Raw genomic sequence first — 12,325 nt, forward strand, 5'->3', positions numbered from 1 at the left:
TTAATTGGTCAGATATTGCTGTTTAAGGTCGGTGATTTCTGCATTTGAGAAAAAGTGCTTCGTCAATTTAGAATTCAGCATTTCTTCAACGTACTCGGGTGTAGGTTGAAATTGCGTTTTGAATTCTTTCATTAGTGGCGAGTACCATTTGTTGTCTGATTGATTTTCATAAACAACATCCACGGGGTAACCTAAAAAGTCTTCAACTGCGGAGTTAGCCTTTGTTAGCTTGTCACTTCGAATGACCAACAGCGAGAAGTTATTGTTATGGTATGTTTGATAGCCTACTTCGTGATTAAAAGACTCGTTAAACACATCAATCCCTGTTAGTTGTTTGATCTCGTTGTCAAACCACTGCAGCGCATATTGATGATTCATGTGCTTATCAAATGCTTCTTGGAGTAATTGCGGTCGTTCGGTACGTATTGCGCTGTCATCCTTTAGATATTTGTCCGCCATCCAAAAAGGAAGTGCTTGAAAGAACATTGAGACATTTCGTCCGATTGGTTCACGCACTAGCGAGATGATTCGAACTTTTTTCTTGCGCTTTAACATATGGCTCATCGTTATACGCTTTAGTCGTCGCTTTAACGCATTGATCTGAGGCTTATGCAATTGCGCTCTAACGGGGGATATTTGTTTTTGCGCATCGACGGTCATAAGGTCGTGCAAGTGAATCGAGTTAGGAATGGAATGCTCTAATGCACTCGAACCTACTTTGCCCATTTGATAGATCAATACCGGTTGTTCTTGGCTTTTCAAGGTTTGGTACCAAGATAGGTTTACGTTAGTAGGCGTATTTCTGGACATAGAGCGTCTCTCCTTCCTTGGCCTTGGCTTGTGTGATTAAGACGCCAAGAGATGGAACTGAGTGTTGTATTTGTTTAGATAACGCAAGGTTAACCAGTGATGATTTTGTTGATTCTGAGCGAATGACGGTAATCAGACCATTGGCATATTGACCAAGAATAAGTGCGTCACTCACTGACAGTAGGGGCGGCGTATCGATAATGATCCGGTCATACTTATTTTGAAAATGTTCGAGCAACTTTTTAAAGCGATCAGAAGCCAGTAATTCCTGTGGGTTTGGCGGAATTAGGCCGGCCGATAATACATCTAAGTTGGCTTCTTTTATATGTGTAACACAATCTTTGATTGGCGTATCCATCGTCAGGATATGCGTTAAGCCAGGGCTTGATTCAGCAATACCGAATCGCTTTGCGATGGAAGGTCGACGTAAATCGCAGTCGATGATCAACACCTTTTCCATTTTTGAAAACGACACCGCCATATTGATACTGGTCGATGTTTTTCCTTCTTCTGGAATAGCAGAGGTAAAGGGCAATATCTTTTGCTTCGTGTTGGTTAATCTGAGCAGAAGCGAGGTTCTGACGGAGCGGCAAGCTTCACTAAATAGCTTTTCTTCATCATCTAAATACGCGGTATAACTGACGCCGTTTTTACGCAAATTGCGTTTTTTGACCATAGGAATCACACCTAAACACGTAACACCAAGTTTTTCCTGCACATCGGCTGTGCTTCGGATAACTTCTCGCATCGTTTCTAAGATGATGACCAGAGCGCAAGCAATGGCAAAGCCAAAAAAGGTGGCAATTAGTACCAGTTTGATTCGTTGTGGTGCCACCGGGAATAGAGGGATGATGGCTTTATCAGTAAAGCGAGCAGTGACATTCTTGTAGTCGCTGGTGGCGTTGGTCTCTTTCTCACGATTTAAGAACGCTTCATAGAGTGCCTTATTGGATTCAACCTCGCGTTTTAACTGTTCGTAACGCGCTTTTTGTGACCCTAACGATTGGAAGTCTGACTTTTTGTTATCGAGCTCTGCTCGAAGCATGTCCTCTTGCGCTTTTGCAGCAAGAAGGTCTTGTTGCTTACTGAAGGAAATGTCACGAATGAGTTGCTGGGTTCTTGATTGAATTTCAGCAAGCTGTGCTTTCGCCTGAATCATTCGATCATGCTTAGGTCCGTAGCGCTGTGCCAGTTCAGAGAGATTTTTGGCTGCCTGTGCTTCCGACAATTTTAGATCGCGGATTTGCGCTTGATTAGCGAATTCATCAATTGACAACAAGCTGTCTAAACTTTGCGAAGATTTACGTCGTAACAGTTGGATTAACGTCTGCGCTTCAATACGCTTATTAACAGCGATATTCAGCTTGCGAGTGAGTTCTTCTAGCTCATTTGCGTAAATTTCATCAATACCGTTGATATCGATCAACCCTTCTTTTAACAAGAATTCTTGCAGCGCTTGCTCCGAGTTACGTAATCGCTCCTCCAATTTTTGAGAGTTATTTGTCAACCAAGTAGCCGCATTTTGTGTAACGACCAATTTGGCTTCAAAATTTGCGTCAATGTAGGCTTGGCCGACCGCGTTGGCGATTGTCGTCGCAAGCTTAGGATCGGTAGAACGAAAGCGAATTCTGACTAATTGGGTGTTACGTACTGGCTCAATATCGAGTTTACTTCTGAAAGCTTGAAGTGCCTGATAATAGGACTCTGAAAACTGGGCGGTTTCTTTTGGGCTTGGTGCCACATTCAGTAGGTCTTGAACAAAAGGAATCGACTTTATTTGGTCGATTTTTTTATTTAACCCCCCTGAGCTTGTGAATTCAGGTAATTGGGTGAGGTTCAACTCTCTAATGACCTTATCTGCAATATGATTCGATTTTAAAATGGCGATTTGCGTTTGAAAGTACTCTTTTTTTGTCGTGTCGACGCCATATACTTCCTCGATTGAAAGGGCGCTTTTTTGCTCCTCTTGGATGAGTAGCGTAGCTGTAGCTTGGTATATCGATGCTTTGGAGTAGATATACCAAGTACAAGTTAATGAGAACAGAAGCGTGAATGCTGCGATGCTTAGCCAATTCTTTTTAATCGCTTTGAAGTGATGGCCAAAACGAATCAGTTCTACTTTGTTCATCTGGAGATTATTTGGATGAGTCCCGTTCATTTGATTCCCTGTCACTTAAAAGAAGCTCTGGTCAATAAATACAATGTCACCAGGTTCAACGTTGCGGTGCATACTGACCCCTTCCATCGTTTGACCCGTTTTATGCTTGGTTAGGTTAATGCCTTTGCGTGAGGCTCTGTCGGTCAAGCCGCCTGCTAGAGCGATGGCCTTCTCTATGGTTAACCCTGGACGGTACTCAAATCCACCTGGTTTCCGGACTTCGCCATTAACGTAAAACAGACGAAAATTATTGATGGTGACCATCACTTTTGGATTGATGAGATAATCGCCTTTTAAGCCCGTTTCTATTTCGTACTTGAGTTGTTTCGGTGTTTTTTTGATTGCTTTAATTCGACCAAGGTAGGGGTAATCAAAATAGCCATCTGACGTTATTAGAATATTTTTAATCGTAAGATCTTCTTCACCATAGACCTGCACGGAAATGGTATCGCCAGTATCGAGTAAGTAATCTTCCTCGTTTGAGTCAGCGTTGACCAAAGTGCTAAATAGCAACAACGCTACACTCATGAATTTGATGAATGCCTTCATTAATAATCCTTTTTACAGAGAAAACTGTGCGCTTAAAGTCCAAATGTTTTGTTCGAAGCTATAACCCGATCGGCTAGAGTTTTTATCTTGGTATTGCCAATCGGCTTGCAGCTGTATCCAACGTTTGATCTGATAATCGATACCAAAAGATAGAGTGTACCGATCGTCGTTTCTGGAAATTCCTGTGTAATCATCTTGTTGATAAACAGCACCTAAGCGAGTTGCAAGGTAACTATTCCAATCGTGCTTCAGGTTCAGTCGGTAACGAGTTTGTAGGTTGTAATCGCCATCTTGATCGGGGTTAACCGCCGCCTGAGTGGTTTTCACGCTGACTAGAGTTTGTTCTTGAGGCAACCATTCAAAGCCGATATCCCAACTAAAGCCTTTAAATGTCTCTCGTTGAGCGCTGTCAAAATCTTTGATTTGATAACCGATTCGAGCGATGCCTTTGGTTTTTCCTGTGACTTCCCATTCGGCACCGGTGTAATAGAAACTGGTGTTGTTATCTTTCGATGGCTGCGCAGAATTTCGGTGCTGATACTCGGTTACGATTTGGTTTGTTCCGACTAACCAATAGGTTCTTGGCGTCGCTCTTAAATAGAACTCCAAATGTGCATTGGGAGCTCGAAAATCGTTGTATTTAGTTTTAGCGTTTGTGCGACCAGGCAAGCCGTCACGATAGTTTTGATAGGTTTTATCACTATAGCCTAAACCGAATTCGAGTCTGCCTTTGGCACCGTTAGATCCAAAGACATAATTGGTTTTTACATCGTTACGGTTGAACTCTATTGGTGAGTCGATTGCGCTACCATTACCTTCGGTAATATCTTCTCCTCGAACTTCATGCTGGACGCGAAAACGGTAATCAACCACTAAACGATGACGATGATTAAATTCGAAAAAGTTGGAAAACTGAAAAGTGTGGTCGTCGAAGTCGTTGCGATCGTCAGATGAAAAGCCCGCTTTTAACTTATATAAAATATCTGCGCGATAGCGATTCCGTTCTATACGTGCTAGTAAGCTTGGTTCTATACCCCAAATATTGACCGATTCTACATTGCCGGATTTTTCCGCTTTATTGATGTTGTCATCTCCCTCGTAGAAAGTTTTTACGAGGGGAATCAACTCTATACCAGACTCGGTTTGGTAAGCCATCGGTTCTGCGAGCAAGTCAGTAGAAAACAGACTCAATGCTATTGCCATTGTCAGTTTCTTCATAATCTTAACCTTAGTAAGCGTTAGCACCAGTGAAGCCTTTGAAAACGGTCATAAAGATGATTTTGATGTCCATCCAAACCGACCAGTGGTGGATGTAATCCAAATCAAATTCGACTCTCTTTTCCATTTTTTCTAAGGTGTCGGTTTCGCCGCGATAACCATTAATCTGCGCCCAGCCAGTAATGCCTGGTTTTACTTTGTGACGTAGCATGTAGCGATCCACGATCTGACGGTATTCTTCATTGTGTGCCACGGCATGAGGGCGTGGGCCGACAATAGACATGGTCCCTTGCAGTACATTGATAAATTGAGGTAGTTCGTCCAAAGAGGTGCGACGTAGAAATCCGCCAAAAGGCGTAATACGAGGATCGTTCTTTGTCGCCTGTTTCACGTTGGAACCTTGATCCATGGTTGTCATTGAACGGAACTTCCAGACTTCAATCTTGCGTCCATCAAGACCGTAACGATGTTGTTTAAAGATGACAGGGCCTTTAGAAGTTGCCTTAATGCCAATCGCAATGACGAATAGAATAGGGGCGATTAAGACCAAAATAATGCTCGAAAACAAGATGTCTTCAAACCGTTTTACCCAAGAAGAAATTCCAGCAAAAGGTGTATCAAAGACACTTAGTGTTTGAACTTGGCCGATCTGCGCCCAACGAGAATGTAAAAGGTTATAAGTGAAGAAGTCGGGAATCAGATACGTATTTGCGGTGGTATCTGAGAATTGGTTAAGAAGTGACGCAATGCGCTCTTTTGCGTGCATTGGCATCGCGATATAGACGTAATCTACTTCCCCTTTTTTAGCTCGCTCAAGGGCGTGGTCAACAGCTCCTTTAATAGGATAATCAGAATTTGGCAATCTGTCGGAAGATCGTTCGTCGTAAAAGCCATCAAAAAGCACGCCGTGTTCTGTGTGGTTTTGAATTTCGTTAGCTAGGGTAATGCCGTGAGGAGTTTGGCCGATGATGATCGCAGTGCGAGTGTTGAATCCTTTTTTTCTCAAATAGGCTAATCCGGTACGGAATGTTACTCGCCATGCTAAGAGCAGAGCGGGCGTAATCGCAAACCACAGCGCTAAAATTGTGTTATCAAATAAGGTATGGACTTCAGAAAAATACAGCACAATAAAGATAAGTGCAGAAGTCACCGCCCAAGCAACACAGACAATAAACATCTGCTCTTTAAACGAACTGGTTCGCCAAGAGCGATACAGATTGCCGCTTTCTGCCATAAATAGAAAGGAGATGCCTCCAACGAAAGCCAATATGACGTAATCTTTCCCCATCGCAGTATTCATGTCTTTGAACACTAAAAGCAGCATAAAAGAGACGATGACAGCAAGATCTGAGATGCGATATAAAAAAGCGAACTCCATCTCATGAGAGCGGATAAGTCCTTTTTGTTTCATGACTCAGTTTCCCTTCTGACACGCTACCGCCCTTGGGTGTCTTCCCCAATTGCCGTGTCGTGAACGTTATTAGTAGTTGGTGCACAGAGCATTCTGTTGAATGCTGCTGAGTTTTTTGTCACGTGTAATTTCGTTGATAAGTGTAAAAATTTGCGTTGTAGAGGTAAGTGGAAATAAGAATGATATTTGGCCCTTTGGCTAAGTTTGGCGGGTTAGGAAAAAGCTGGTACTTACTTATGAGGAATGAGGAAAAGTATTAAAAATGAAGTATCAGTACAAAGACAATGGTTTATGTGAGGGTAGAAGAAACGGGTGATTTGATTCGTTAACGATTAATGATTTAGTATCGAATTGCTGATATTTATTAAGATAAAAAATCCCTCTCAAGTGAGAGGGATTTTTTTGAGTAAGGACGAATGAACTATTCGACTTCTACGCCGTTTTCTTTGTATAGGCGGCGGCATGCGCGACCATCACTGTGGAACAGGTGACAACGATGAGCTGGAATACCGATCTCGATTTTATCGCCAGTGTCGACTGCAAGCGTGTCCGGCTGACGGAAAATAACGTCGGCGTCCGCGCCTTCTAGATTTAGGTATACTTGAGTTTCGTTACCTAGCTTCTCAACAATCATCACTTCACCGTGAATACTTGCATCAGCTTCAGAAGCGGATAATAGGTGCTCAGGGCGAATGCCTAAAGACATTCGGTCGCCGCGGTTAACTGTTGTACCATCCACCGGAATCCAGAAAGATACGCCGTTAGATAGTTGAACTTTGACGCGCTCTGCTTCTACTTCATCAATGAATACGCTCATGAAGTTCATTTTCGGAGAACCGATAAAGCCAGCTACAAAGCGGTTTTGTGGGTAATGGTAAAGTTCAAGCGGCTTACCAACTTGCGATACATAACCGCCGTCTAGTACAACGATTTTATCTGCCATTGTCATCGCTTCTACCTGATCGTGCGTTACGTAGATCATGGTACAACCAAGTTGGCGTTGTAGCTTAGTAATTTGTGCACGCATGTTTACACGCAGTGCCGCATCCAAGTTTGATAGTGGCTCGTCTAGAAGGAATACATTTGGCTGCGATACCAATGTTCGGCCAATCGCCACACGTTGACGCTGTCCACCAGAAAGTGCTTTTGGTTGGCGCTCAAGCAAGTGGCCTAGTTGTAGGATTTCTGCTGCTTGTTCAACACGCTTGTCGATTTCTGCCTTGTCTGCTTTTGCTAGTTTCAAGCCAAATGACATGTTGTCATATAAGTTAAGGTGCGGGTAAAGAGCGTAAGACTGGAATACCATACCAACACCACGTTTGGATGGTTCGACGTCATTCATGCGCTGGTCACCAATATACAAATCACCTGAAGTAATGTCTTCAAGACCGGCAATACAACGTAAAAGGGTAGATTTACCACAACCTGATGGACCTACGAAAACAACAAATTCACCTTCGTTGATTGTTAGGTCTACGTTCTTAGAAATCAGTACGTCGCCATACGCTTTACAAACATTTTTTAACGTGACACTCGCCATGTAGCTCGTCCTCGATCAATTTTTTATTATTCACCGCTCATCATTATATGAATTATCTAGCGAGCAGTAACAGTAGGAATCGGTAAGTTCTTGCGGTTGGTAAGAAAAGTAGGGTAGCACTTCAATAAAATGTCCTGAATAGAAGTGCTACCCATCATAGCCAAGTACGAGTTTCTCTCCCCCACATTATTCGTATTGTCTCCCCCGTGAAATAATTACCACAAACAACACTAATAATGACATTCCACTCGTCTGGCAATGCAAAACCAGCAAATCTTTTTCCTAATACGTAGGCACTGCTGGGAAAGGGTTCTTACCATCCACTCTTGGATGACTGCAGTTTCTAAGATTGTGCGTAGTGCGACATCCTCCTAATAGAAATAATTGTAGGGGGAGTAGAAAGGGAGGAGTAAAAAAGGAGGAGGAAGAAAGCAGTTGGTCGGAAATCACATTATTGCACCACCTAAAGTTGAAACCGATCACAGGAACTATCCATTTTGTGATTTGAGTCTCTTACCCTTGGCGATTTAGATCACGAAAATACGTCATAATTGTAAGGGCGTAGGGATTAGGAGGATGAGACATATTGGATTATTTCAGATGATATATGTCGAAATACGGCTGAACCTCAATGGACTAGCCCTACATCAAAAATATAAAAAGGATACGAACATGAAAAAGTTAAGCGCTGTAGCACTAGGTACTCTTGTTGCTTTGGGTTCTTTTGGTGCTAATGCTGCCATCGAAGAAGGACAACTTACTATCTGGATCAACGGTGATAAAGGCTACAACGGCCTTGCTGAAGTTGGTAAGAAATTTGAAGAAGACACAGGCATTAAAGTGACTGTGGCTCACCCAGATGGCCTTCAAGACAAATTCCCTCAAACTGCAGCGACTGGCGACGGTCCTGATATCGTATTCTGGGCTCACGACCGTTTCGGTGGTTACGCAGAAGCTGGCCTGCTAGCAGAAATTAAACCTTCTAAGAATATTCAAGAAGGTATCGTTGATTTCGCTTGGGATGCAGTACGTTACGACGGCAAATTGATCGGCTATCCAGTTGCGGTTGAGTCTCTATCTCTAATCTACAATAAAGACTTAGTTCCAAACCCACCAAAGTCTTGGGAAGAGGTTGCAGCATTAGATGCAAAACTTAAAAAAGACGGCAAGTCTGCAATCATGTGGAACCTAAAAGAACCGTACTTCACTTGGCCACTAATGGCGGCTGATGGCGGCTACGCGTTCAAATACACTTCTGAAGGTTACGATGTTAAAGACGCTGGTATCGCGAAAGAAGGCGTTAAAGACGCAATGAGCTTCGTAAAAGGCTTAGTTGATAAAGGCGTAATCTCTGCGGATATGGATTACTCCGTGTCTGAGTCTGCGTTCAACCAAGGCAAAACAGCGATGACGATCAACGGTCCATGGTCTTGGGGCAACATTGAGAAGTCAGGCGTTAACTACGGCGTGACTACGCTACCTAAGTTCCAAGGTCAATCTTCTAAGCCATTCGTTGGTGTTCTAACAGCTGGTATCAGCACTGCGTCTCCAAACAAAGACCTAGCAGTTGAGTTCATTGAGAACTACCTACTAACAAACGATGGCCTACGTATGGTTAACAACGATAAGCCTCTAGGTGCGGTAGCGCTTAACTCGTTCCAACGTGAGCTAGATTCAGATACTCGTATCGCTGCAACAATGGACAATGCGATGAACGGCGAAATCATGCCAAATATCCCTCAAATGAACGCATTCTGGGGTGCGGCTAAGAACGCAATCATCAACGTAGTTGACGGTCGTCAAACTGTCGATGCAGCTCTTGCAGATGCAGAAAAACAAATGACTAAATAATTAAGTAAGACCTTTTTAAGGAGGAGGCAACTCCTCCTTACTTTTCTATATTTATTCTATATTCGCTAGCAGGTTCCCTATGCAGTCAGTTCAAGGTACAAATGCTATGACAGCACCAGAAGCCAGCCTTCCGAGCAGCAAAAAAGTGTTCATGAAATGGTCACTTTTAGGCACAGTCGGCATCATCAATGGCTACGCAACAATCCTTATGTATTCTCGCGGTGAGATTGCGTTTGCACTACTTACGCTCATTCTTACCGCTTTAGCGTTGTTCATCTTTGGTAGTAAAAAGACGTACGCACACCGTTACATCTACCCTGGTATAGCAGGGATGATCCTTTTCATTCTTTTTCCTTTGGCGTACACCATAGGTTTGGCGTTTACCAACTATAGCGCGAAGAACCAACTCTCTTTTGATCGCGCTCAGAACGTACTTTTGGACCGAACTTACCAAAGTGGTGATAGCTACCCGTTCACTTTGTATAAAACGGAGCAAGGCCATCAACTTGTGGTTGAAAAAGATGGTGAGCTACTTGCAAGCCCGACTTTTCAGCTTGATAACCTTTCAGCATCGGAGTTTGATCTTTCACCAATTGAAGAAGTGACGGGTGAAAAAGAATCAATCAAGGCGATTGTTAAGAACCGCAGTGCGTTGAGCAGTGTCGATTTACATTTGCCAAGCGGTGATGATATCCGTATGAGTGGGCTGCGCAAATTTGCTGCAGTTGTGCCTTTGTACACATTACAAGAAGATGGTGAAACGCTTTACAACAACCGGACTGAAGAAACGCTACGTCCAAATATGGAAGTAGGTTACTACCAGCCTGTCGATGAAAACGGTCAATTTGTTGGCAGCACAGTGTCACCAGGTTTCGTGGTGAACATTGGTACCCACAACTTTGAGCGTGTTTGGAAAGATGATGGTATCAAAGAGCCGTTTATCAGTATCTTTATCTGGACCATTGTTTTCTCTGCGCTAACCGTATTGTTTACGCTTGTTATTGGTCTTGTCCTTGCCAGTGTGGTTCAGTGGGAAGCACTTAAAGGTCGCTCAGTTTACCGTTTGTTGCTAATCCTGCCTTATGCAGTTCCGGCGTTTATTTCTATCTTGATCTTTAAAGGTTTGTTTAACCAAAGCTTTGGTGAGATCAACATGTTGTTGGAAGGCTTATTCGGCATTAGCCCGGCTTGGTTCTCTGATCCGTTCATGGCGAAAACCATGATCTTAATTGTTAATACTTGGCTTGGTTTCCCTTACATGATGATTTTGTGTATGGGCTTACTAAAAGCGATTCCAGACGATTTATATGAAGCATCAGCCATTGATGGTGCGAACTTTGTCACGAACTTCACACGTATCACACTACCAATGATGTTGAAGCCGTTAACACCATTGTTGATCGCGAGTTTTGCATTTAACTTCAACAACTTCGTACTTATCCAGTTGTTGACTGGCGGTGGTCCAAACATGATTGGTACATCAGAGCCTGCGGGTTACACCGACCTGCTAGTAAGTTACACCTACCGAATCGCATTCGAAGGTGCTGGTGGTCAAGACTTCGGTCTAGCAAGTGCAGTAGCAACGCTTATCTTCCTATTGGTTGGCGCATTGGCACTTATCAACCTACGCGTAACTAAAGTAGCTCAGGACTAAGGAGAAATTACAATGGCAATGGTACAAGGTAAGTCATTAAAGTATCGTGTTTGGGCTACTCATATTGCAATGTGGGCATTCTTGGCACTGATTATTTTCCCTTTACTGATGATCATCGCGATTTCATTCCGTGAAGGTAACTTTGCAACGGGTAGCCTGATCCCAGACAACCCAACACTTGATCACTGGAAATTGGCATTAGGTTTCTCGGTGACTAATCCAGACGGTACAGTTACACCGCCACCATTCCCAGTAATGACATGGCTGTGGAACTCTGTAAAAGTGGGTGGTATTTCTGCAATCCTAATCGTGGCGCTATCAACCACATCGGCTTACGCGTTTGCTCGTATGAAGTTCAAAGGTAAGAACACCATTCTTAAAGCGATGATGATCTTCCAGATGTTCCCTGCGGTGTTGGCACTGGTTGCTCTGTACGCGTTGTTCGACAAACTGGGTCAGTACATTCCTTTCCTTGGCCTGAACACGCATGGCGGTCTGATCTTCGCTTACTTAGGTGGTATCGCACTGCACGTATGGACCATTAAAGGCTACTTCGAAAGTATTGACTCGTCTCTAGAAGAAGCGGCGGCTCTTGATGGTGCTACACCATGGCAAGCATTCCGTTTGGTATTGCTGCCACTGTCTGTGCCAATCCTAGCGGTAGTCTTCATCTTGTCGTTCATCATGGTAATTGGTGAAGTTCCTGTAGCGTCACTACTGCTTTCTGATGTAGACTCGTACACACTTGCAGTGGGTATGCAGCAATACCTATATCCACAAAACTACTTGTGGGGTGACTTTGCCGCAGCTGCTGTACTTTCAGCAGTGCCAATCACTGCCGTATTCTTACTTGCGCAGCGCTGGTTGGTTGGTGGTCTAACCGCTGGTGGTGTGAAAGGATAATCTCTTGTGGTCTGAGATTGATAAGAATAACTAGAAAAGGGCGACCACATGGTCGCCCTTATACTTAGCACGGATATTACAATTTTGGTTTGGCCGCCGATCAGTAATATCTTGGCTTTTATTGGCGTTACGCATAGCTGGCTGTTAGCTTAGTTCCTTACGATTCAATCACTAACAGTTTTTGTAACCATAACCTGAGTTTAGACTCAGGTTTTTTTATGCCTGTTAAAG

Annotated in this window: 9 protein-coding genes; 3 read left to right on the plus strand and 6 right to left on the minus strand. The window is 43.5% G+C overall.

The genetic code is table 11. The annotated features are described in order from the left end of the window. The 6 genes from R7190_RS02220 to malK all read right to left on the minus strand — a co-directional run bounded on the left by R7190_RS02220 (position 1) and on the right by malK (position 7,686). The gene (locus R7190_RS02220) at positions 1-810 is read right to left on the minus strand and encodes a putative capsular polysaccharide synthesis family protein (protein ID WP_005375261.1); all 810 of its coding nucleotides are present in this window, start codon (positions 808-810) and stop codon (positions 1-3) included. Beyond that, positions 788-2,968, minus strand: a complete 2,181-nt coding sequence (locus tag R7190_RS02225) for a GumC family protein (RefSeq protein WP_005385847.1) — start codon at positions 2,966-2,968, stop codon at positions 788-790. Before R7190_RS02225 ends, R7190_RS02220 begins: the two co-directional genes overlap by 23 nt. Before the next feature lie 15 nt (positions 2,969-2,983). Continuing rightward, positions 2,984-3,517, minus strand: a complete 534-nt coding sequence (locus R7190_RS02230; RefSeq protein ID WP_005375265.1) for a polysaccharide biosynthesis/export family protein — start codon at positions 3,515-3,517, stop codon at positions 2,984-2,986. A gap of 12 nt (positions 3,518-3,529) precedes the next feature. Further along, positions 3,530-4,735 (minus strand): outer membrane beta-barrel protein, encoded by a 1,206-nt coding sequence (locus R7190_RS02235; RefSeq protein WP_186585141.1) that lies wholly within the window; start codon positions 4,733-4,735, stop codon positions 3,530-3,532. A 10-nt stretch (positions 4,736-4,745) separates the two neighbouring features. Further along, positions 4,746-6,146 carry an undecaprenyl-phosphate glucose phosphotransferase gene (locus tag R7190_RS02240; protein ID WP_033906767.1) on the minus strand — a complete coding sequence of 467 codons (1,401 nt, stop codon included), beginning with the start codon at positions 6,144-6,146 and terminating at the stop codon, positions 4,746-4,748. A gap of 421 nt (positions 6,147-6,567) precedes the next feature. After that, on the minus strand, positions 6,568-7,686 hold the full coding sequence (malK, locus tag R7190_RS02245; protein ID WP_005375271.1) for a maltose/maltodextrin ABC transporter ATP-binding protein MalK: 1,119 nt from the start codon (positions 7,684-7,686) through the stop codon (positions 6,568-6,570). Positions 7,687-8,358: 672 nt separating this feature from the next. On the opposite strand from malK, the gene malE reads away from it, so the two are divergent. From malE to malG, 3 genes are all read left to right on the plus strand, one after another. After that, entirely contained in the window at positions 8,359-9,537 is a 1,179-nt protein-coding gene (gene malE / locus R7190_RS02250; RefSeq protein ID WP_005375272.1) for a maltose/maltodextrin ABC transporter substrate-binding protein MalE, read from the plus strand. Between the two features lie 79 nt (positions 9,538-9,616). After that, positions 9,617-11,191: a maltose ABC transporter permease MalF gene (malF, locus tag R7190_RS02255; protein ID WP_005375273.1), complete on the plus strand. Its 1,575-nt coding sequence runs from the start codon at positions 9,617-9,619 to the stop codon at positions 11,189-11,191. 12 nt (positions 11,192-11,203) lie between these two features. Continuing rightward, on the plus strand, positions 11,204-12,094 hold the full coding sequence (malG, locus tag R7190_RS02260) for a maltose ABC transporter permease MalG (RefSeq protein ID WP_005375275.1): 891 nt from the start codon (positions 11,204-11,206) through the stop codon (positions 12,092-12,094). Positions 12,095-12,325: the final 231 nt, after the last annotated feature.

It is taken from the genome of Vibrio sp. 1078-1 (assembly GCF_033340475.1).

What these genes read in the sequence shown, in the direction of transcription:
- malE (WP_005375272.1), top strand. Translation starts at nt 8,359, where the DNA reads ATGAAAAAGTTAAGCGCTGTAGCACTAGGTACTCTTGTTGCTTTGGGT.
- R7190_RS02240 (WP_033906767.1), bottom strand. Translation starts at nt 6,146, where the DNA reads ATGAAACAAAAAGGACTTATCCGCTCTCATGAGATGGAGTTCGCTTTT.
- R7190_RS02230 (WP_005375265.1), bottom strand. Translation starts at nt 3,517, where the DNA reads ATGAAGGCATTCATCAAATTCATGAGTGTAGCGTTGTTGCTATTTAGC.
- R7190_RS02235 (WP_186585141.1), bottom strand. Translation starts at nt 4,735, where the DNA reads ATGAAGAAACTGACAATGGCAATAGCATTGAGTCTGTTTTCTACTGAC.
- malF (WP_005375273.1), top strand. Translation starts at nt 9,617, where the DNA reads ATGCAGTCAGTTCAAGGTACAAATGCTATGACAGCACCAGAAGCCAGC.
- malK (WP_005375271.1), bottom strand. Translation starts at nt 7,686, where the DNA reads ATGGCGAGTGTCACGTTAAAAAATGTTTGTAAAGCGTATGGCGACGTA.
- R7190_RS02225 (WP_005385847.1), bottom strand. Translation starts at nt 2,968, where the DNA reads ATGAACGGGACTCATCCAAATAATCTCCAGATGAACAAAGTAGAACTG.
- malG (WP_005375275.1), top strand. Translation starts at nt 11,204, where the DNA reads ATGGCAATGGTACAAGGTAAGTCATTAAAGTATCGTGTTTGGGCTACT.
- R7190_RS02220 (WP_005375261.1), bottom strand. Translation starts at nt 810, where the DNA reads ATGTCCAGAAATACGCCTACTAACGTAAACCTATCTTGGTACCAAACC.